Source organism: Massilia sp. CFBP 13721 (assembly GCF_014842025.1).
Lineage (GTDB): Bacteria > Pseudomonadota > Gammaproteobacteria > Burkholderiales > Burkholderiaceae_D > Telluria.
Window position 1 is genome coordinate 113,670 of record NZ_JACYUY010000012.1, and the last position, 20,351, is coordinate 134,020.

Sequence of the window (20,351 nt, forward strand, 5' to 3'; positions counted from 1 at the left end):
CTTGGATTGTCTCTAAGCGTGCGCGCGCACCTTTGCGGTCAGGCGCTGCAGGATCACCGATACGGCGTCGGTGTGCTGCCCGATGGAATAGCGCTGCGCAGTCTGCGCTGCGTTGCGCGCCATGCCGGCGGCCCACTCCGGGTTGTCGAGGATGCGCAGGATGGCTTGCGCCAGCAGGCCGGGATCGCGCGGTGGAACCAGCAAGCCGTCGTGTTCATGGGTGATGACGTCGAGCGGGCCGCCTTCGGCCGCGGCGATCACCGGGCGAGCGGCCGCCATGCCCTCGAGGAAGGTGCGGCCGAATGGTTCGGGCTTGGTGGAGGCGTGCACCACCACCGAACTGATTGCGAGGATATCGGCGACATCGCTGCGTCCACCCAGCAGCAGCACGCGTCCGGCCATGGCCGGGGCCGCGACCTGATGCGCGATCTGGCGCGCGAACAGATCGTCGCGGCCATAGGCCGACCCGACCAGCAGGATACGCGCGCGCGGATAGCGGGCGAACAGGCGCGGTGCGGCGTCGAGCAAGATGTCCTGTCCTTTCCAGTCGATCAGCCCGCCGACGAGCGTGATGACCGGATCATCGGGCTGGAGTCCGAGCTCGGCCAGCAGGGCGGCCGCGGGCACGCGCGGCCGGAATAGCTCCAGGTCCAGCCCTTCGGGTACGACGGTGCATTTGTCTTCCGGCAGCCCGAGCTGCAGCAGGTCCATTTTCACGGCGTTCGAGACGGGGATGCAATGGTCGAGCCACTTCAGCACCAGCCGGGTGATGCGGGTGTCGGCATGGAATCCGCGTGCGTGCAGCACCAGCGGCAGGCCGGCCAGGCGGGCGCCAAGCGCCGCCGCGAAGTTACAGGTGGCGTCGTTGTTCAGGTAGACCAGGCGAATGCCTTCGGCGCGAAACGCGCGGTAGTAGCGCAGCGCCTCGGGCAACACGTTGAACAGGTTGTCGATCATCGACGCGAAGGGCACACGGTGGCGGCGCAGCGCGCGGTGGTCAACCAGTTCGCGCGGCGCCAGCTGACGCCAGCGGCCGAAGCGCGCCAGCTGTTGGTAGGGTTCCGTGCCCAGACCGGTAAAGATGACCGGGGCGTAGCGCCGGTCGAGGTGGTCCAGCATCGCGGTCAGCGAGATGATGGCGCCGCCGTAGCCGGCGCCGTTTTCGCAGAATGCAATCGGCAACGGTGTGCTCACGTCGCCTCCCTGTGGTACGCGGTGGATCAACGGCATGATGTGTGTGTAAAGTGCAAGGTCAGCGCCTGGAGAATGCGCGTGCTCGGCCAGCGCCTGGCCTGCGGCAGGTGTCGGGCGCTCATTGCGGGCGTCCCTGCACCAGCCAGCGCAGCAGGCGCAGCCCGAACATCAGCGGGCTGCTGTCCCAGGGACGGCTGCGCGGCAGTTGGAAATGGTCCTGGTCGCGCGTGATCGCGCCGACGGCGGTCGTGAACGCGGCGTCGAAGCCCGCTTCACGCACCATTGCCACGTGGCGATGGTCGAAGTCCATCCCGACCTTGCCGTTCGGGTAGGCGAACAGGCGCACCGGTTTACCCAGGATCGCCTCCAGCTCTTCCTTCCCGGTGCTGATCTCGGCGCGGGCCGACGCATCGTCCAGGCTGGTCAGGATCGGATGCGTCACCGTGTGGGCGCCGATCTCGATGCCGCTGCGATCGAGGTTGCGCACCATGTCCTGGGTCAGCATCAGTTCCGGCGTCATCGTGGCGCCCGCCAGGGTGACCAGCCGTTCGATGACGTTGCTGCGCTCGGCGGGCGGCAGGTATTTGGATCGCTCCGTGAGGAGGCCGATCGCGGCCATGCGGTCGTCGAGGCTATGCAGCGAAAACGTGCCCAGGCCCAGGTCGCTCAAGTCGAGGAGGCCGTCCGGCAGCATTTGCACGGCCTCGATGATGCGGTCGTTCCACATGTTGCCCTTGCCGACATGGCCGCTGGTGACGAACACGGTAGCGGGCAGGCCGAAGCGGCGCAGCACCGGCAGCGCCAGGTCGTGGATCGAGCGGTAACCGTCGTCGAAGGTGATGCACACGGAGCGCGGCGGTATCGGCTCGCCGCTCTGCAGGTGGGCCATCGCCTTGCGCAGTGGCATGACGTGAAAGCAACGGGCCAGCAATTCCATCTGCCAGCTGAAGGCGGCGACGTCGGGCTCGGACGCGAGCAGCGGGTTGTGGACCGGCAGTACGCGGTGGTAGTTGACGATGCAGAGGCGGTCGGCGGCCGGACCGGCGGCCAGCGTGTTGCCCAAGGCCCTGATCAGGGCGACCGTCAGCCGCGGAATTTGCCCGGTGTGCCGACCGGTGAGCTGCAGGGTGTCGTTCATGCGGAAACTCCTGTCGCCTTGATGACTGATGTCTCCGGCGGCGCCGATGCGTTCAGAATGGCAGGGAGGATACGCGACTCGATGACGATGAGCAGCGCGATGATGGCGTAGAACAGCTCGAAATAGGCAAAACTGAGGGCGGCGCCGCCGAGCGCAAAGACGAAAATGCTGAGCTGCAACATGGTGGCAAGCTGGCCGACCCACGCGGCGGCTTTGAGCTTCCTTGCCTTGCGCGTGATGCGGCCGGCCTTGAAGAACGCACCCGCCAGGCAAGTCAGGAAGATCAACAGCCCGGCGAAGCCGTGTTCACCCAGCACCTGGAAATAGATGCTGTGGGCAGCGCGCGCTCCTACCGTTGCCGGCAGGGCGGAACCGGTAGAGAACCAGCTGTAGTCGAAGAAGTACCGGGACAGCTCTGTCCAGACCGCATACGTCTCGAGCGACTTGAATCCGCCGCCGAAGAACGGATTTTGCATGGCCATGATGAAGCTGAGCTTCCAGGCGACCACCCGTCCCATGAAGGATTCGTCCTTGTCGGCCGATTCGAGCGTGTTCATGCGCGATGTCCACTCGTCCGAGACGAAGAAGGACAAGCCGATGGCCAGCACGATCATCAAAAGCAGGACCGGTCCCTTGCGTTCGGTCTTGAGGAAGAGGTAAGCGCCGAAAGCCGCGAGCGCCACGAAGCCGCCACGGGACTGGGTACCGATCACGGCGACGGTCAGCAGTACCATGGTGCCGAGCAGGCCCAGCCAGATCATGCGTGAGCGCTGCCCGTATTCGCCCAGCAGGTAATAGCAGATCGGCAGCGTCATCACGAAGGCCAGGGACAGTTCGTTGCGGTCGCCCAGCACATGGCCACCGAAGCCCTCGATCTTATGACCGCCACCGCTGACGATGAATTTGAGCGCTTCGAGGTCGGCGTAAAAGCCCACCGAAAACACCACGCACCACAGGAAAAAATCGATGTGCAGCTTCTTCTCGATCACCAGAAGCACGAACACGAACAGCGTGATCACCTTCGAAAAGCGCTCCCAGATATCCCAGGCACGTTCCGGCGGGGCCAGCGTCAACATCGTCGAGACCGTAGTCCACAGGAAAAACAGCACGACCGTCGCACCCAAGGCTCCGATCAGGGGCTTCGGCTTGTTTTTCATGACCAGGTAACTGACGATGGCCACCGTGGTGAACAGCAGGTTGTAGCGGATGCTGCCGGCGGCGCCATAGACCCAGGCGTTGGGGAAGAACAATGCGGTCCAGATCCACATGCCGGCGCCGATGAAGGGGCGTTTGGCCATGAAGTACAGCATGAACGGCAGGACGCTCAACATTACCAGGTCGCGCATGGATCAGCCCCGTCCCGTTTTCTTTTGTTGTTCGGCTTTTGTGGCGGCCGCGTCGGCACGCAAGGCCCAGCGGCAGGCAAACACCACGGCCAGCAAGTCACAGGCCCAGAGAATTGATTCCATCGTACGTGTCGATCCAGGTTAGGGTAGCCGGCAGGCCAGGGTGCCGGACGATTGGCGCTGGCGCCGGTTGAGGATGTCGTCGAACAGGCGCAACTGTCCGGCCGTCGTGTCGTCCCAGCTGAAACGCTCGGCGTAGCGGCGGGTGGCAAGGCGGTCCGGATAGCGCGCGCGCAGCGCGTTGACGGCGTCGGCCACGCCCTGCGGCGTGCGTTCGGCCATCAGCACGCCCGCTTCGGGTGCGGCGACCACCTCCGGCGTGCCGTAGACGCGGCTGGCGACCACCGGGGTACCGCACGCCATCGATTCCAGCAGCACGTTGGCCCAGCCTTCGCGCGACGACGCCAGCACCAGCGCGTCGGCCGCGCCGTAATGGCTGCGCAGTTGGGCTTGCGGCACGGCGCCGAGGAATTGCACGCGCTCCGCTACGTTCAGGGTGCGCGCCAGGTCTTCTAGCATCTGCCGGTTGACGCCGTCGCCGGCCACCACCAGGCGCACATCCGGCAGCAGCGGCAGCGCGCCGATGATCAGCTCCTGTGCCTTGACCGGCACCAGGTGACCGACCGTGAGCAGCGTAAAGGGGCCCTTTGTCGCCAGGCGTTCGGTCGGACGGAACAACTGCAGGTCGACGCCATTGCGCAGCGAGGTGACGCGGGCCGCATCGACGCCGAGCGCGATCACTTCGTCGCGCAGCGCGTTGCAGACCGTGATGACGGCATCGGCACGGCGCGCGGCCCAGCGGATCATGCGCCGCGGCAGCGGGTGCTGCGGGATCAAGGTGATGTCGGAGCCGCGCGCGGTGATCACCAGCGGCTTGTTGAAGTGGCGTGCCAGCATGGCCGCGGCCACGCCGTCCGGATAAAAATAATGGGCGTCGATCAGGTCGAAGTCGTCGCCTTCGTCGAGCATGCGCGCGATCACCGGTTTGACTGCCTGCGCCAGCAGCAAGGGCGCCACATTCATGCCGATCCTGGGGATGGTCGGATAACGCGGATGCAGCACCGTGATGCCGTGGCGCTGTTCCTGACGCGGCACGCGCGCCTGTTTCGCATAGTCGCCGAAGCGCGGATGGGTCGACGGGAACCAGGGCACCGGCGCCACCACGCGCGCCTCGACCTGGCCGCTGGCGACCAGGTGGCGCAGGCGCGTTTCGACGAAAATCCCGTGGCCGGGCTTTTCGCTGTTCGGGAACAGGGTGCTGAAGGTCAGGATCTTCATGCGGCGCGCTGCCGCGTCAGGCGGCCATAGATGTCCTGGTAGCGCGCCACGCTGACCGGCCAGTTGCGTTCGGTTTCGACGTAATGGCGGCCGTTGGCGCGCAGCGCCGGCCATTGTTCCTGCGCGCCGAGCAGGGCGCCGACCTTGTCCGCCAGCGATACCGGGTCGCCGGCCTTGAACAGCACGCCGGTCTTGCCGTCGGCGATCAGTTCCAGGTGGCCGCCGACGTCGGACGCCGCCAGGATGCGGCCTTGCGCCATCGCTTCCAGCGGTTTCAACGGGGTCACCAGTTCGGTCAGGCGCATCGGCAGGCGCGGGTAGACCAGCACGTCGAGCAGGTCGTAATACATGTTGACCTGGTCGTGCGGCACGCGCCCCGTGAACACGACCTTGTCGGCGATGTTCAGCTGTTGCGCCAGCTGGCGCAATTGGGCGTCCTGCGGGCCGCCGCCGACCAGCAGCACGCGCAGGTCGGGATGCCGGGCCGTCAGCGCGGGCACGGCGCGCAGCAGCACATCCAGGCCTTCGTAGGCATAGAACGAGCCAATAAAACCGATCAGGCGTGCGCCGCCAAGACCGAGGCGGTTTTTGAGGTCCTGGTCGGCCGTGCCGCCCACGGCGAACTTGTCGATGTCGACCGCGTTCGGGATGACGGTCACCTTGGCGGCCGGGATGCCGCGTTCGACGATGTCGCGGCGCAGGCCTTCGCAGATGGTGGTGACGGCGTCGGCATGGCGCAGCGCCCAGGTTTCCAGCGCGCGCGTGGCGCGGTAGCGCAGGCCGTTTTCAACGCTGGTGCCGTGGTCGACGGCCGCGTCTTCCCAGAAGGCGCGCACCTCGTACACCACCGGGATGCCGAAGCGCTTGCCGGCGCGCAGGGCGGCAATGGCGTTCAGGCTCGGCGAATGCGCATGCAGCACGTCGGGTTTGACCACGGGGATGATCTCGGCCAGGCGCCGCGCCAGGCCGTCGATGACTTCCTTCTGGTTCAGCACCGGCAGGCGCGCCAGCGCCCCGGTCGATTTCGGGGTGCGGTAGAAATGCAGGCCATCCACGGTGTCTTCCAGCGCCTCGTCGGAGTTCTGCTTGGAGCCGGTCACGTGGTAGGTTTCCCAGCCGAGCGCGCGCTGTTCGCGCAGGATCGAGCGGGTGCGGAAGGTGTAGCCGCTGTGTAGCGGGATCGAATGGTCGAGGACGTGCAGGACGCGCATCAGTTGCTCCTTGGGGCGGTGGTGGCAGCGGCTGCGCCAGCGCCGTTCTTGCGCAGGAAGGCTTCGAACATCAGCACCGACCACAGGGCCGTGCTGTGGTCCTTGGTCGCTGCCTGGTGTTCGTCGACCATCTGCCTGAGGGTGTTCGGGTTGAAAATGCCGGTGTCGAGCAGGGCAGGATTGAGCACCGCCGCCTTCATGGCGCCGGCCAGCGGGCCGCGCAGCCAGCTCGCCAGCGGGATCGAAAAGCCCATCTTCTTGCGGTACAGGATGTCGTCGCCCAGGTAGGGCTTCAGCACCTTTTTGAAGATGTACTTGCCTTCGCCGTTGCGCAGCTTGCAGCTCGACGGCAGGCCGGACACCCATTCGACGAACTGGTGGTCCAGCAGCGGCACCCGCACCTCGAGCGCGTGCGCCATCGATGCGCGGTCGACCTTGGTCAAAATGTCGCCCGGCAGGTAAGTCTTCATGTCGATGTACTGGATCAGCGAGAGCGGATCGTCGGTCGGCGCCTTGTTGGCGTAACCGCGCATGACCTCCACTGCGCGGTAGCCCTGCAGTTTGCTTTTGAAATTATCCGAGAACATGCCGCCGCGCACGCGGTCGTTGTTGATCGAGACGCCGTGGAAGTAGCCTTCGGTGAGGTCGCGCGCCAGCGCTTCGAAGGTGGTCTTGGCGCGTAATACGCGCGGCGCCCAGTCGGCCTTCGGATAGGCTTTACCCAACAAGCCGAACACCGGTTTGCGCAGCGCCAGCGGCAGCATCGAGCGCACCCGCTCTTCGCCCATCGCCATGCGGTGGCGGCGGTAGCCGGCGAAGTTCTCGTCGCCGCCGTCGCCCGACAGCGCCACGGTGACGTTCTTGCGCGCCAGCTCGCAGACGCGGTAGGTCGGGATGGCCGAACTGTCGGCATACGGCTCGTCGTACAGGCCGGCCAGCAGGTCGAGCAGGCCGTAGTCGTCCTTGTCGACGATCTCGCTGCGGTGTTTTGTCTTGTAGCGTTCGGCCACCTGCTTGGCATAGGTCGATTCGTCGAAGTCGGCCTCGTCGAAGCCGATCGAGCAGGTGTTCACCGGCTGGTTCGACAGGCCGGCCATCATCGCCACGATCGCACTCGAATCGACGCCGCCGGAGAGGAAGGCGCCCAGCGGCACGTCCGCTTCCATGTGGCTTTCGACCGCTTCGCGCAGGCGGTGGATGGTTTCGCCCTCGATGTCGCCGTCGGTCATGCCGACGTGCGGGGTGAACGGCACGTCCCAGAACTGCTTCGACGGCGGCAGCGCGGTCATGCCGGGTTTCAAGGTGAGCGTGTGCCCCGGCAGCAGCTTATGGGCGCCAGTGAAAATCGTGCGCGGCTCCGGCACGTAGCCGTAGGCAAAATATTCCTCGACCGCGCAGGGATCGATCTCGCGCACCAGGTTCGGCAGCGTCAGCAGCGATTTGAGTTCCGAACCGAAGGCGAACATCCCGTCCGGCAGCAGGGCGTAGTGGAAGGGTTTGATGCCGAGGCGGTCGCGCGCCATGAACAGGACTTGTTGATTGCGGTCCCAGATCGCGAAGCCGAACATGCCGCGCAGGCGCTGCACGCATTGTTCTCCCCATTCTTCCCAGGCGTGGACGATGACTTCGGTGTCGCAGCGGGTGCGGAAGGTGTGGCCGAGCTCCTTGAGTTCGGCCATCAGGGCGCGGAAATTATAGATCTCGCCGTTGAACACGATGACCACGCTGTGGTCTTCGTTGAACATCGGCTGCAGGCCGGCGGCCAGGTCCATCACCGAGAGGCGGCGATGGCCGAATGCCAGGCCCGCCTCCAGGTGCAGGTCGCCCTCGGACGGGCCGCGGTGGAATTGCGAGTCGTTCATCCGCTGCAGCAGGGCCGGGTCGATGGGACGGCCGCCGCGCAGGTCGAAAATGCCAGTTATTCCGCACATGGTGTGATTGCTTGTCGAAGTGTTGTCTTGCTTTTGCAGAGGCGGTCGTAGAGGCCGAGATAGGCGGCCAGCATGGCCGCCATGCTGTAGTGTTGTTCGATGCGTGCGCGCGCCGAGCGGCCGTGGGCGGCGGCGCGCTGCGGATCGCGCACGTAGGCGGCCAGCGCCTGCGCCAGCGCTTCCGGGTCGCCGGCCGGCACCAGGGTGCCGTTTACGCCGTGCGTCACGACTTCCGGGATGCCGCCGACGGCGCTGGCCACGACCGGCAGTTCGCTCGCCATCGCTTCCAGTAGCGTCACCGGCGTGCCTTCGGCGATCGAGGGCAGGGCGAACAGCGAAAAGCCGCCCAGCAGCGCAGCGACATTCGCATGGGCGCCGGCGAAGACGATGTCGGCGCCGGCACCGCTGGCGGCCGCCTGCGCCTCGAGTTGTGCGCGCAGCGGACCATCGCCGACCAGCACCAGGCGCAGCTGTTGATCCGGCACGCGCGCGCGCAGGCGCACGAAAGCGTCGATCAGGCCGGCGTGGTTCTTGACGTCCTGCAGGCGGCCGACCGCGCCGATGACGAAGGCGCCGTTGGCACGCCAGCTTGCGGCGGCCGGGTCGAGCGGGGCACCCGCATGGAAGCGGTCGGTATCGACGCCATTGATGATCGTGTCGACCTTGCGCCGCGGCAGGCGCACGGTCGTGTCCAGCCAGCGCGCGAGGTCGGCGGACACCGGCACGTAGCGGTCGATCACGTGCGCCAGCAGGCGCCGCAGCAGGTTGTGCTTGCGGTTCAGGCCTTGCGGGTCGGAGGCGTCGCGCCCGTGCTCGGCGTGGATGCGCACCGGCACCCCGGCCAGCAGCGCCACCGCCTGGTACTCGATGGTGCCGAGGTTATACGTATGCAGGATTGCCGGGCGCAGGCGGCGCAGCAACTTGAACAATTTCAGGTGTACCTCGGGCGCCAGGCCCGGCCCCTTGTGCAGGGCGAACAAGGCGACGTCCGCACGCTCGATGCGCGCGGCGAAATCGGTGTAGTCGGTCAGGCAGACGATGGCATGCCGGTAGCGCCCGGCCGGCATGCGGTTGATCGTGTCGACCAGCAGCGTCTCAAGGCCGCCGATATCGAGCCGATAGATCAGGTGCACCACCAGAGGAGGGGTGCGCTCAAGCGTTACCGCGGCCATGCTCAGTGTTCCCGCGTCTGCTGTAGCGTGGCCTCGATGGCGTCGCCGCCGCGTGCCAGGAAGGCGCGCAGCGCGGCGCGCGCCGCCTCGGGGTCGTCATTGACCGGCGTGGCCAGCACGATCAGCGCGCCGTCGTCGCCCTGGAACAGCAGCTTGCCCTGTGCCTGGCGCAGCTTGCCGACGATATTGCTGGTCGTATGATGGCCGTTGATCGACATCCAGTCCCACACCAGCAGCGGGCCGCCAGGGCCGGCCATGGTGCTTTCGCGCACGGCGCCAACAGGCTCGCTGCGGATGCTGCTGGCCGTTGCGTGCCATGCATCCTTGGGGCCGGCCAGGCGGTTAAGCGAACTGATCAGGTTCTTCGATTTGTCCTGGTTGCGGTAGTACAGCACCTGCAGCCGCACCGGGCGCGCCGCCTCCATGTAGACCCCGGAGACGCGCGCATCGGGCGCCATGTAGTCCGGTTGCCAGCCCGGGAAATCGGCAGCGGCGGCCAGGCCGGACAGCTGCGGCAGGCCGAGGGCGACCGCTTGCGTATTGTGGTTGGCGCGGTCGTTGTAGGCGGCAAAGACCGGCCAGACGGCGGCGATGGCGACGCTCGCCAGCGCGATCGGCAGCAGCGAACGGACGGGAGTCATCCCGGCCACGCCCTGCGCCGCCGCGGCGCTCGGCGCCGGTGCTTCTTCTTCGCGCCAGTAGCTGCCGATCCAGAACATCAGGAACATCACCAGCCCGAAGAACAGCCAGCCATAGATCAGGTGGTCGACACCGGTCGCCAGTTCCATGCCGGAGAGGTGGCCGATCATCACGATCATGTAGGCACGCAAGCCGTTGGCGATGATCGGCACGACGATCGACAGGCCGATGAACAGCGCGCGGCGCAGGTTCGAGCGGTAGGTCAGGTAAGCGTACAGGCAACCCAGGGTGACCGAGGAAATCAGGTAGCGCACGCCGCTGCAGGCTTCCACCACCGACCAGCTGCCGGTAGGCAGCTCGAAGCGGGTGCCGTTACGCAGCACCGGGATGCCGGTGACCTGCACCGCCCACACGGTGAAGTCGGCGGTGATGTGGATCAGCGGGTCGACGAAGACTTCGCCGAACGGCACCGCGAACAGCAGGAACAGCAAGGGGAAAGCGAGCGAGCCGGCCAGGCGGCGTCCCAGCAGCGCGAACGCGACCAGCGGGAACATGACGACGAAGGCATACTGCATCACGACCTGCACGCCGCCGATGCGCGCGGCCAGCCAGCCGGCGCCGGCCAGCGCCAGCAGCGCCAGCGCCGGCCAGGCCGGGGTAGCGGGGATCAGCGAAAAATTGACGCGCCGGCGCCAGATCAGCCACAGGCTGATCGGGACGATGGCGTAGCCGTGGGCGAAGGTGTCGGAGCTGTCCCAGATACTGACGATCGAGCGCGCCGTATCGAAGTAGAGCGCCAGCGGCGCGAGCAGCGCCAGCACGATCAGGATGATGTTGGCGCGGGTCAGGGGCTGGGCGCTGTGCTCGACCAGGCCGGGCGGAGGTTTCAGGAACATTCGAGGCGTTCTCCGATGCAGGCCAGGTTGCTCGGCCAGCTGTATTGACGTTCGACGCGCGCGCGGGCGGCGCGTCCCATCGCGCCCTGGGGCGCGTGCAGCATGGCGGCGACGGCGTCGACAAAGGCGTCGGCGCCGTCGGCCAGTACCAGGTCCAGGCCCGGTTCGGCATCGATGCCTTCCAGGGCCTGCGGCGACACTACCACCGGCGTTGCCATCGCCATCGCTTCCAATACCTTGTTCTGGATGCCGCGCGCGATGCGCAGCGGCGCCACCGCCGCCTGCGCGTGGGCGATGTACGGACGCACGTCGGGCACGGTGCCGGTGACCGTCACGGCGGGCAGTTTTTCAAGGTCGCGCACGGCCTGGGTGGGACGGGCACCGACGATGTAGAAGCGCAGGTTCGTAAAGCGGGTGCGCAGTTGCGGCAGCACCTCGTTTGCAAACCAGGTCACCGCGTCCACGTTCGGCCAGTAATCCATGGCGCCGGTGAACACCACGGCGCGCTGGCCCGCCGGGTAGGGATTGGCGTAGCCGGCATCGGGCGTGAAATAGTCGGTGTCGACGCCGTTGTTGAAAAAGCCGATGCGGGCGCTGCTTTCCGGCGCCAGGTCGCGAAACAGCGCCGCTTCCGGCGCCGAGACGAACAGCGAGGCATCGTAGTTGCGCGCGACCCGCCGTTCGTAGGACAGCAGCTGGCGCGCCTCGTGCCGGTACAGCCAGCTCATCGGCCAGGATTTCTGCTCGGCGTACTGGCGCCACTTGTCGGAGTCGACGTCGCAAAAGTCGACCACGCGGCGTGCCTGCGGGTACTTGTCGGCGTACTGCGCCATCGCCGACGAAAACACCAGCACGCGTTCGATGCCGTGGCGGGCCACGGTCGCGTCGACCCAGCGTTCCAGGCCGGCGTCGCGGTAATAGTCGAGCGAGAGCGAACGGTTCCTGACCAGGGCGCCAAGGCTGCGCACGCGCGCCAGCGTCGGATTGAGTGGTGCGAAATGGCTGCTCGCGCACATCGCCTCGACTGTCGGCACGTGCTGCCAGTCGTCGGCATCGTCGACGAAGGTGGCCAGGTGCACCCGGTACTGCTGCGCCAGATGTTTGAGCAGGTGATAAGAACGGATCTTGTCACCCTTGTTCGGCGGATATGGGATCCGGTGGATCAGGAGCAGCAGGTCTTGCACGGATTACCCCAGGTTGCGGACGATGTAGGGCCCGACCAGGTTCGCCAGCGGAATCGGCAATTTCTTCCACATCTTGATGAAGAGCTGGTATTTCGGGTTCAGCGGGTTATTATCAGGCAACGCGTCGGCCCCGTACAGCTTGTATTCATACGGCAGCGGCTGCGCCGTGAAACCCCAGTTCTTCTTGAAATCGTAGGCGCCGGTACCGAGCTTGCTGCGGCCGAAGTCGAACAGGCGGCAACCGCGCGCGGCGGCCGCCTGCATCAGGTTCCAGTACATGAAATCGTTGCCGGCCACTTCGCGCGCCAGGTCCATGCCGCCGCCGTAATACGGCACCACCTCGTTGCGCCAGTAAAAGCTCAGCACCGAGCCGACCAGGCGCTTGTCCTCGGTGACGATGGTGCGCACTTCGCATTCGTCTCCGAATTCCTGCTGCAGGAGCGCGAAATATTTTTTCGGGAATACCGGGGTGCCGAGGCGGTGCACGCTGTGCGAGTAGGCCGTGAACAGGCGCTCGACATTGTCGTCGACTTCGCCGCGCAGCCCGAGTTTGATGCCCTTGCGGACCATGGCGCGCTGCTTGCGCGGGATCGCGTTCAGGTTTTCCTCGTCGTCGCCGGAGATCTCCTTGCGGAAGGTGACGTACAGTTCCTTGGTCAGCCAGGACGCGTCGTCCGGGTGCGCGCGTTCCATGCCGCGGTATTCGAGGTGGCCGACGCCGAGTTCGTGCGCCAGCTTGTCGGCGGCGGCGTCGAGCATGGCGCGGGCGCCGGCGTCGATCGCGGCTACGCCGCCATACACGCAGAACGGCATCGCGCCCAGCGAGTGGCCGAACAGGCGGCTCTTGATTTGCGCCAGTGGCAGCACGCCCTGGATCTGGCCGTCCTGCTCGACATAATAAAACCAGGTCTTGATGCCGAAGGCGCGCTCGATGACGTTCTGCCAGCCGGACAGGTGGAAGAAGGTGGCGTCGGGGCAGCTGCGCACGAACGCATCCCAGCGCGGGCGTTCGCCCGGTGTCAACAGATGCAGCGTGGACGCGCCCACAGCGCCGCCTGCGCGCCGCGCATGGGCGTTTTCAATAATCGAATTCATGGCTTGTTCAGGAAAATGCGGTCCATCCGGTCCCACGCGAAATCACGGGCGAGGGCGGCGATGCGCCCTTCCATGCGTTCGATGTTGATGTAGTGGCGGAAGCGCGCCTTGGCGCCGAGACCTTCGGGACGCGGCTGGCCCGGATCGACTTCCCAGGGGTGGAAATAGAACAGCGCCGGTTCGTTATCCATCTCGTTGACGCGCTTGACCATCCAGCGCGACAGCGCGTAGGGCAGCAAACGAAAATAACCGCCGCCGCCGGCCGGCAGTTTACGACCGCCCAGCATGGCGGTGGTGATCGGGATCTCCAGCAGGCCGTCGGGACCGTTCGGATAAAAGGCGAAGCGCGGCGCATCCGGCATGCCGTAGTGGTCATGGGCGATCGGGTAGATGCTCGAGCTGTAGCGATAGCCGGCTTCAGTGAGGGCGTCGAGTGCCCACAGGTTGCCGTGGCCGATCGAAAAGCTCGGAGCGCGGTAGCCGAGCACCTGCTGGCCGCCGATGTCTTCCAGCAGCGCTTTCGCGCTACGGATGTCGTTGTCGAATTCGGCACGGCTCTGGTCCGAGGCGCGCAGGTGGCCGTAGCCGTGGCTGGCCAGTTCGTGGCCGGCGGCGACGATGCGGCGCACCATCTGCGGATAGCGTTCGGCGATCCAGCCCAGCGTGAAGAAGGTCCCCTTGACGTCGTGTCGTTCGAACAGCGCCAGGATGCGCTCGACGTTGGCCTCGACGCGGCATTCGCGCGCCGGCCAGCTGTCGCGGCTGATGTAGGGCGCAAACGCAGAGACCTGGAAATAATCCTCGACGTCGCAGGTCATCGCATTGCGGATACGCTCGCCCGGCTGGCGCTGTGGCCGGGCTGCCGGAGTCTGCATCTTCATTCGGGAGTATCCACGTGTTGGTTGGCCGGAAGGTTGGCCGAAACGCCGTTTTGCGGCGTGGCGACGATTTTCTTCAGGATCGACAGCACCGAGACGATCGATTTTTCGAGGCGCATCATGCGCTCGTCGAGCACTTCGATGCTGTCGCGGCGATCGGCGGCGGCGTCCAGCGCGTTGTTCATCCCGGTGCCGCCGGCGCCGTGGCCGGCCGGCGTGCCCAGCACCTCGGGCAGCTGGAATTCCTCGCTGACGTCGGCGATCACGGTCTGGATATGCTCTTCGGTGAACGCGTGCAGCTCTTCCAGGTAGCCCATCAGCAGCACGCGGTCGAGCAGGGTGTTGGTCTTGCGCGGGATGCCGCCGGTGTAGGCGAAGATCGCCGCGTGGGCGGCGTCGTCGAAGGCAGGATCTCCCTTCCAGCCGACCGTGTGCAGGCGGTGTTCGATGTAGGCGCGCGTTTCCGGCGCATCCATCGGGCCCAGGTGGTAGCTGGCGATGACGCGCTGGCGCAGCTGCTGCATGCTCGGGCTGTGCAGGGTGCCGCGGAACTCCGGCTGGCCCAGCAGGAAGGTCTGCAGCAGCGACTTGTCGTCGGTCTGGAAGTTCGACAGCATGCGCAGCTCTTCGACCGTCTTCGGGTTCAGGTTCTGCGCTTCGTCGATGACGAGCAGGGCGCGCTTGCCCTGGCGGTCGACGCTGTGCAGGAACTGCTCCAGGCGCGTGAGCAGGTCGGTCTTGGTCGCGCCTTCGTGCGCCAGGCCGAAGCCCGAGGCCACCATGCGCAGCGTGTCGTCCGGGTCGAGGTGGGTGTTGACGATGTGGGCGGCGACGATCTGCTGCGAGGGCAGCTTGTTGAACAGGTTGCGCACCAGCGTCGTCTTGCCGGCGCCGACTTCGCCGGTCACGACAATAAAACCTTCACCTTGCGACAGGCCGTATTCGAGATAGGCCATGGCGCGCTTGTGGCCCTTGCTGCCGAAGAAGAAGTGCGGGTCGGGGCGTAGCTGGAAAGGCTTGGCTGAAAATCCATAATACGATTCGTACATCGTGTCACTCCGCTTAAAGCTGCGCCGAAAGGGTGGCGCTGATGGCGTTTTCCTTGTAGCCCGCGCCGAACACGCCAAGGTCGCCGCGGTTGTGGCGCAGTTCGACATTGCCGGACAACTTGCGGCTGAAGCGCCGGGTCAGGGTCAGGCGCAAGTTCTGCTGGTCGGTTTCGAAGTTCGTTTCCAGGGAACGGCTGCGCGTCGCCGTCGCCGAGGCCGTGGCGCTGGTGAGGGCGTTCAGGCGGTAGCTGTGGGCGAGGCTGGCGCCGACCTGGCGCACGTTGTCGTTCAGTGCGAACAGTCCGCTGCCGAGCAGGCCGGCATCGGCTTCACTGGTGGACAGCGCGGTGCGTTCGTTCGCATAGAACGTCAACACGCTGCTTTGCTTGCGCATGTTGTAGGCGAACGAAGCCTGCGCGTTCTTCTCGCGGAAGTAGCGGTTGGTCAGGTAGTTCACGCTCTGGACGGTGCTGAGCGGCAGGCCGGTGGCGAGCAGGTAGTCGAGCACGGCCTGGCGCCGTGCCAGCGGATCGGGAATCGTCGCCGCGAACAGCGAGTCCAGCAGCGCCAGGGTGTCGACGCCTTGCACTCCTGCAAATTGCTGGCGGGTGTTCGTGACCGAATCGGAATAACTTGCCTGCCAGACCGTGTGGCGGCTGCGGTGCGTGGCCAGCAGGGAACCGGTTTTGCCCAGGAAGTGGCGGCCTGCCGACATCTGGACGGCGGTGCGCGCCGACGGGTTCCAGGCGAAGCCGCCGGACCAGCTGGTGCCGGCGGTGCGGTTGCCCGGCATGGCTTCGTAATCGTAGCTGTCGTAGCCGCCGCTGGCGGTCAGCTTCAGCGTTCGGTGCAGACGGTAGCTCAGGCCCAACAGCGCGTTTTCCGATGTTGTCGTGCCGAGGCGCTCGGCGTCGATATTCTGGCGCACGTAGCGCAGGTTCCAGCCGATATCGCGCCATGCGCGGCCGCTGACGAGGTCGATCGCGGCACTGTCGGAGCTACTCTTGCCGAAATTCACATCGTCTGCGTCCACGCTGTCATGAGTGTAGCGCAGCGTTGCGGAGGCAACGTTGCCGAAGCGCTGGACCAGATAGGGGCTGATGCTCCAGTTGCTCAGTTTGGTGCGGTTCTCGCCGGTGTAGCGGTTAAGGCCGCTGCTGTCAGGGCCGAAAGCCGTCACCGGACGCGTCCCGCCATTCATGCGCGCGTCGACGTACAGCAACTCATCGATGACATTGGCGCGGCCGGAGGCGTCGTATTGAATGTTATTGCGAAGCATGTTCCCAGGCCGGCCATCGCTGTAGCTGTAGAGCGAAGCACGGGCGCTGGCATTGAGCTGGACGCGTGCATTCTGGCCGTACACCGCAATTCCCGGGGTCGCTTCGCTGATCCACTGGCTGCGCTTCTGGGCATCGCTGGCCAGGGCGGGATTGTCGGAATACGTTTCGGTCAGCGACAGCGACGGGGTGACACGCCACTGCGCCTGGGCCGGCAGCGCCACCGCCAGCGCCGCCGCCAGCGGCACCAGCCGCGGCAGGCGGGCGGCGATGCGTTTAGCCGTAGTGATAGTCATACGTCTCTTCAATTCCCGGAATGTCCCGCGCCTTGTTGTAGATGAGATTGATATTGCTGCAGCCTTCGAGCTGGCGCAGCGCTTCGGTCACGGCGTGCTGGGTCGTGGCCTGGGCCTCGACCACCATCACGATCTGGCCCATGTGGCTGGCCAGGACGCGCGATTCGCTCGTCAGCAGCAGCGGCGGCGAATCGAAAATGACGACGCGGTCCGGATAGCGGTTGGCGATCTCGTTGACCAGGCTGCTCATGGTCGAACTGGCCAGCAGTTCGGTGGCGCGCGGCGTGCTGGTGCCGGCCGGCAGGATGCTGAGCGTGTCGACGTTGGTGCGCAGCATCACGTCGGCCAGGTCGAGGCTGTCGTCGACCAGGATGTCCATCAAGCCGCGCTGGGCCGGCAGGCCGAGCGTGCGCAGCACCGACGGACGGGCCACGTCGGCATCGACCAGCAGCACCGTGTGATCGAGTTCCATGGCGATGCTCATCGCCAGGTTGATCGCGCAATAGGTCTTGCCTTCGCCCGGCAGCGAGCTGGTGATCATGATCAGGTTGTTCGGGCGCGCATCCGACCCTTTGGTAAAGGCTTGCTTGAGCAGCGGACGCTTGATGACGCGGAAATCCTCGAGCAGGCTGGTGCGGCCGCTGGCGGCAGTGACCATGCCGGCCGCGCGCATGTGCGCCAGGTCGAGGTCGACCTTGCGCGCGCCCGGTTTCGGGGCTGTCTTGCGTGGCTGCTCCGCGCGCGCGGCGGCGACGGTCGGCGTGGCGACGCCCGGCACTTCCACACGCGCCACCGGGGCCGCCGCGACGGCGGGAAGGTCGGCCAGCGGCGCGTGCTGCTCGAGCACGATGGTTTGCCCGTCGTACTCGACGACGGCCGGGGCAGGGGCCGCTGCGCGGGTGTGGTCGATGCGGCTGGCCGCTTTTTCGATAATGCTCACATTCGCTCCTAATATTGATCCGTTATGGCCGCTCAGGCGTTGGCGCGCACCAGCATGGTGGCCATGCCGACGGCATAGGCACTGAACAGCACCAGCACCGAGGCACCGACTGCGAGCAGGCGGCGCTTGCTCAGCACTTTCTGGCTGTCGGTCCAGTGCATGCTGATCGATCCCAGCACCGGGAAGCCGGTTTCCTGGCGCAACGCGGCGTGGCTGAGGAAGGTCGGACGCACCTGGCTCAGCAGGAATGCACCGACCACGCCGGCCGCCAGCGCCATCAGGAAGACGCCGGAGAACAGCATCGGGCGATTCGGCCCGCTTGGCTTGGTCGCCGCCATCGGCGGCTCGACCACGCGGAAGGTCAGCATGTCGGTCGCCGAGGACAGGTCACCGGACAGCTTGGCCTGCTCGCGGCGCTGGACCAGTTTCTCGTAGTTGTCGCGGTTGATCTGGTAGTCGCGGGTCAGCTGGGACAGTTGCGCCTCGACTTCCGGCGCCGTCGTGCTCTGGGCACGCAGGGTCGTGACGCGGTTCGCATATTCGTTGACGCGGGCGCGCAGTCCGGCAACCCGCGATTCGGCGTCCGACAGGCTCACCATCATTTGTTGCATCATCAAGCTGGTGGCGGTGCCCGGATCAGGGCGGTCCTTCTTCGCTTCTTCCTTCTTGCGCGCCTGCAGCTGCTCGATCAGGCGCCTGGTGGCGATGATGTCCGGGTGTTCCTCGGTATATTGCAGGCGCAAGGTATCGAGGCTCTTCTGGGCAGCGGCAAGGCGACCTTCGAGTTCCGGATCGACCATGCCGCCGCCTTCCTTGCCACTGCCGCTCATGCGGCGGCGGATGGCGTTACGCGACTGCTCGGCCTCGGCCAGTTCCAGGCGTGCCTGGTTCAGCGCCTCGTTGGCGCCGGCAACCCGGCCGCTGAAATCACCGTTCTGCGGCATCAGGCCCATGTTCCTGATCTTGAATTCCTTGAGCTTGTTTTCGTCGGCGGCCAGCTTTTCTTCGGTGCTGCGGATCTGGTCGTTAATGAACTGGATGGCCTTGTCGGAATCCTGTTTCTTGCCGCCGAAACTGCCCTCCACGAAGATGGTCAGCAGCGACTGCACCACGTCCTTGCCCAGCTTGGCGTCGGTCGAGGTATAGCTGATGCTGTAGATGTCGTCGCGACCGGTGCCGGAGACCTTGATGTTGCGCATCAGCCCTTCGATGATCTGTTCCTTCTCGCGCGTCGTGGTCGCCTTGACGTCCAGGTCGGTATCGCGCATGACCTTTTCGACGTTCGGACGGCTGATCAGGGTCTGGCGCATGAACGACACTTGCTGGTCCAGGTTGGGCAGGGTGGTCATGCCCGACAGCAGCGGTTTCAGGATGCTCTGGGTATCGACGTAGACGCGCGCCGAGGTTTCATAGGTATTCGGCATCCGCCACACCATGGCCCAGCCGATCAGGGCCACCAGCCAGGCGATGGACACCGCGTGCCAACGGTATTTACCGAGGGCTTTCAGGAAATTCAGGATTAGGGCTGTTATTTCTGCCATCGTAGTCTCGCCATGAACGCCCGGCGCATGGCCGGGCAAGGAACAATCATAAAAGAACACGCATCATCGCTTGTAGTATGTGCAATTGCAATTGCGTTTCAGAAAATTTGTGGTAATAAAGCCGCCGCTTAGGACCCCCTTACAACACAAATTCCAAATAGCAATATAAAAATCCTGCGTCACCCGGCATCTCCGGCAGTATTATTGCCGTTTGACAAGTGAAGGCAGTGGAAAATGTTGCACTTCATCAAGGGGTGAGGTGAGGAGCAGACTGTTGTCAGAAGGACGAGACAACGTCTTTGCGGTACATCAAGCTGTTGTATTGTAATGTTTTATTTGCAAAAAGGTTGGCACGATTGATTCCTATTCGAAATATTGAATGCAACCCGGCCAAGGCATTGCTGCGGCGCCGCATGCTGGCTGGGCTTGCCGTCCTGGGCGCCATGAGCGCGGTCGCGCCGCTGCACGCCGAGACGCTGGGACGCACTATTGCGACCGTCAAACCGTCGATCGTCGGCGTCGGCAGTTTCCTCAAGACACGCAGTCCATCGGTCACATTTTCGGGTACCGGGTTCGCCGTCGGCGATGGCCTGAGCATCATCACGAACGCCCACGTCGTGCCGAAGATGCTCGATGGCGCGAACATGGAAACGCTGGGCGTCGTGGTCGGCACCGGCCAGGATTTCCGCTTCCGCCCGGCGCGCCTGGTGGCGCTCGACCGCGCCCACGACCTGGCCCATTTGCGCCTGCTCGACGGCCCGCCGTTGCCGGCGATGGTACTGGGCGACTCGAACGGCGCCGCCGAAGGGCAGGCCTTGGCATTTACCGGTTTCCCGCTGGGGATGGTGTTGGGGCTGAACCACGTCACCCACCGCGCCATGCTGTCGGCGATCACGCCGATCGTGATGCCCTCGATCAGTTCGCGCAGCCTCGACGCGCGCGCCATCACCCAGCTGCAGCGCGACCCCCTGAAAATTTTCCAGCTCGACGGCACGGCCTATCCCGGCAACAGCGGCAGTCCAGTCTATGATCCCGACAGCGGCGCGGTGCTCGGCATTATTAATATGGTGTTCGTCAAGGGGTTGAAGGAAACGGCGATTACCAGCCCGAGCGGGATCACTTACGCGATTCCTGCACGCTATGCGCAGGAACTGTTGCAACAAAAGTGAAAAGGAAGTATTTCAATCGTGCATAGCTTTCACATAGGCATGATTGAGATACAATAT

General features: G+C 65.3%; 16 protein-coding genes. 1 reads left to right on the forward strand and 15 read right to left on the reverse strand.

Annotated elements, in window-relative coordinates; all coding sequences use genetic code 11:
• Window positions 1-12: 12 nt before the first annotated feature.
• From IFT60_RS13695 to IFT60_RS13765, 15 genes are all read right to left on the reverse strand, one after another.
• The gene (locus IFT60_RS13695; protein ID WP_192052526.1) at window positions 13-1,194 is read right to left on the reverse strand and encodes a glycosyltransferase; all 1,182 of its coding nucleotides are present in this window, start codon (window positions 1,192-1,194) and stop codon (window positions 13-15) included.
• Window positions 1,195-1,312: 118 nt separating this feature from the next.
• Window positions 1,313-2,332: a polysaccharide deacetylase family protein gene (locus IFT60_RS13700; protein WP_192052527.1), complete on the reverse strand. Its 1,020-nt coding sequence runs from the start codon at window positions 2,330-2,332 to the stop codon at window positions 1,313-1,315.
• A complete protein-coding gene (locus IFT60_RS13705) occupies window positions 2,329-3,678 on the reverse strand; it encodes a putative O-glycosylation ligase, exosortase A system-associated (protein ID WP_192052528.1) in 1,350 nt (449 codons plus the stop codon). The genes IFT60_RS13700 and IFT60_RS13705 overlap by 4 nt, the downstream gene beginning before the upstream one ends.
• 141 nt (window positions 3,679-3,819) lie before the next feature.
• Window positions 3,820-5,016, reverse strand: a complete 1,197-nt coding sequence (locus IFT60_RS13710; protein WP_192052529.1) for a glycosyltransferase family 4 protein — start codon at window positions 5,014-5,016, stop codon at window positions 3,820-3,822.
• Window positions 5,013-6,227: a TIGR04063 family PEP-CTERM/XrtA system glycosyltransferase gene (locus tag IFT60_RS13715; protein WP_192052530.1), complete on the reverse strand. Its 1,215-nt coding sequence runs from the start codon at window positions 6,225-6,227 to the stop codon at window positions 5,013-5,015. The genes IFT60_RS13710 and IFT60_RS13715 overlap by 4 nt, the downstream gene beginning before the upstream one ends.
• Window positions 6,227-8,158: an XrtA/PEP-CTERM system amidotransferase gene (locus tag IFT60_RS13720; protein ID WP_192052531.1), complete on the reverse strand. Its 1,932-nt coding sequence runs from the start codon at window positions 8,156-8,158 to the stop codon at window positions 6,227-6,229. The genes IFT60_RS13715 and IFT60_RS13720 overlap by 1 nt, the downstream gene beginning before the upstream one ends.
• Complete coding sequence (locus IFT60_RS13725; RefSeq protein WP_192052532.1) at window positions 8,146-9,330, reverse strand: TIGR03088 family PEP-CTERM/XrtA system glycosyltransferase; 1,185 nt, start codon at window positions 9,328-9,330, stop codon at window positions 8,146-8,148. The genes IFT60_RS13720 and IFT60_RS13725 overlap by 13 nt, the downstream gene beginning before the upstream one ends.
• Window positions 9,331-9,332: 2 nt before the next feature.
• Window positions 9,333-10,865, reverse strand: a complete 1,533-nt coding sequence (gene xrtA / locus IFT60_RS13730; protein ID WP_192052533.1) for an exosortase A — start codon at window positions 10,863-10,865, stop codon at window positions 9,333-9,335.
• Window positions 10,856-12,049, reverse strand: a complete 1,194-nt coding sequence (locus IFT60_RS13735) for a TIGR03087 family PEP-CTERM/XrtA system glycosyltransferase (protein WP_192052534.1) — start codon at window positions 12,047-12,049, stop codon at window positions 10,856-10,858. Before IFT60_RS13735 ends, xrtA begins: the two co-directional genes overlap by 10 nt.
• 3 nt (window positions 12,050-12,052) lie before the next feature.
• Window positions 12,053-13,144: a FemAB family XrtA/PEP-CTERM system-associated protein gene (locus IFT60_RS13740; protein WP_192052535.1), complete on the reverse strand. Its 1,092-nt coding sequence runs from the start codon at window positions 13,142-13,144 to the stop codon at window positions 12,053-12,055.
• On the reverse strand, window positions 13,141-14,025 hold the full coding sequence (locus tag IFT60_RS13745) for an XrtA system polysaccharide deacetylase (RefSeq protein WP_192052536.1): 885 nt from the start codon (window positions 14,023-14,025) through the stop codon (window positions 13,141-13,143). Before IFT60_RS13745 ends, IFT60_RS13740 begins: the two co-directional genes overlap by 4 nt.
• Window positions 14,022-15,071 (reverse strand): XrtA/PEP-CTERM system-associated ATPase, encoded by a 1,050-nt coding sequence (locus tag IFT60_RS13750; RefSeq protein ID WP_192052537.1) that lies wholly within the window; start codon window positions 15,069-15,071, stop codon window positions 14,022-14,024. The genes IFT60_RS13745 and IFT60_RS13750 overlap by 4 nt, the downstream gene beginning before the upstream one ends.
• Before the next feature lie 13 nt (window positions 15,072-15,084).
• Window positions 15,085-16,644 (reverse strand): TIGR03016 family PEP-CTERM system-associated outer membrane protein, encoded by a 1,560-nt coding sequence (locus IFT60_RS13755; RefSeq protein ID WP_192052538.1) that lies wholly within the window; start codon window positions 16,642-16,644, stop codon window positions 15,085-15,087.
• On the reverse strand, window positions 16,625-17,584 hold the full coding sequence (locus tag IFT60_RS13760; RefSeq protein WP_192052539.1) for an XrtA-associated tyrosine autokinase: 960 nt from the start codon (window positions 17,582-17,584) through the stop codon (window positions 16,625-16,627). The genes IFT60_RS13755 and IFT60_RS13760 overlap by 20 nt, the downstream gene beginning before the upstream one ends.
• Before the next feature lie 32 nt (window positions 17,585-17,616).
• Complete coding sequence (locus tag IFT60_RS13765; RefSeq protein ID WP_192052540.1) at window positions 17,617-19,125, reverse strand: XrtA system polysaccharide chain length determinant; 1,509 nt, start codon at window positions 19,123-19,125, stop codon at window positions 17,617-17,619.
• A 356-nt stretch (window positions 19,126-19,481) separates the two neighbouring features.
• Between IFT60_RS13765 and IFT60_RS13770 the strand changes: the two genes are divergently transcribed.
• Window positions 19,482-20,294 (forward strand): S1 family peptidase, encoded by an 813-nt coding sequence (locus IFT60_RS13770; RefSeq protein ID WP_229510858.1) that lies wholly within the window; start codon window positions 19,482-19,484, stop codon window positions 20,292-20,294.
• The last annotated feature ends 57 nt before the right edge of the window (window positions 20,295-20,351 follow it).

Coding starts and splice junctions, on each gene's coding strand:
- IFT60_RS13710 (WP_192052529.1), bottom strand. CDS start 5,016: ATGAAGATCCTGACCTTCAGCACCCTGTTCCCGAACAGCGAAAAGCCC.
- IFT60_RS13705 (WP_192052528.1), bottom strand. CDS start 3,678: ATGCGCGACCTGGTAATGTTGAGCGTCCTGCCGTTCATGCTGTACTTC.
- IFT60_RS13745 (WP_192052536.1), bottom strand. CDS start 14,025: ATGAAGATGCAGACTCCGGCAGCCCGGCCACAGCGCCAGCCGGGCGAG.
- IFT60_RS13725 (WP_192052532.1), bottom strand. CDS start 9,330: ATGGCCGCGGTAACGCTTGAGCGCACCCCTCCTCTGGTGGTGCACCTG.
- IFT60_RS13720 (WP_192052531.1), bottom strand. CDS start 8,158: ATGTGCGGAATAACTGGCATTTTCGACCTGCGCGGCGGCCGTCCCATC.
- xrtA (WP_192052533.1), bottom strand. CDS start 10,865: ATGTTCCTGAAACCTCCGCCCGGCCTGGTCGAGCACAGCGCCCAGCCC.
- IFT60_RS13700 (WP_192052527.1), bottom strand. CDS start 2,332: ATGAACGACACCCTGCAGCTCACCGGTCGGCACACCGGGCAAATTCCG.
- IFT60_RS13740 (WP_192052535.1), bottom strand. CDS start 13,144: ATGAATTCGATTATTGAAAACGCCCATGCGCGGCGCGCAGGCGGCGCT.
- IFT60_RS13755 (WP_192052538.1), bottom strand. CDS start 16,644: ATGACTATCACTACGGCTAAACGCATCGCCGCCCGCCTGCCGCGGCTG.
- IFT60_RS13715 (WP_192052530.1), bottom strand. CDS start 6,227: ATGCGCGTCCTGCACGTCCTCGACCATTCGATCCCGCTACACAGCGGC.
- IFT60_RS13750 (WP_192052537.1), bottom strand. CDS start 15,071: ATGTACGAATCGTATTATGGATTTTCAGCCAAGCCTTTCCAGCTACGC.
- IFT60_RS13765 (WP_192052540.1), bottom strand. CDS start 19,125: ATGGCAGAAATAACAGCCCTAATCCTGAATTTCCTGAAAGCCCTCGGT.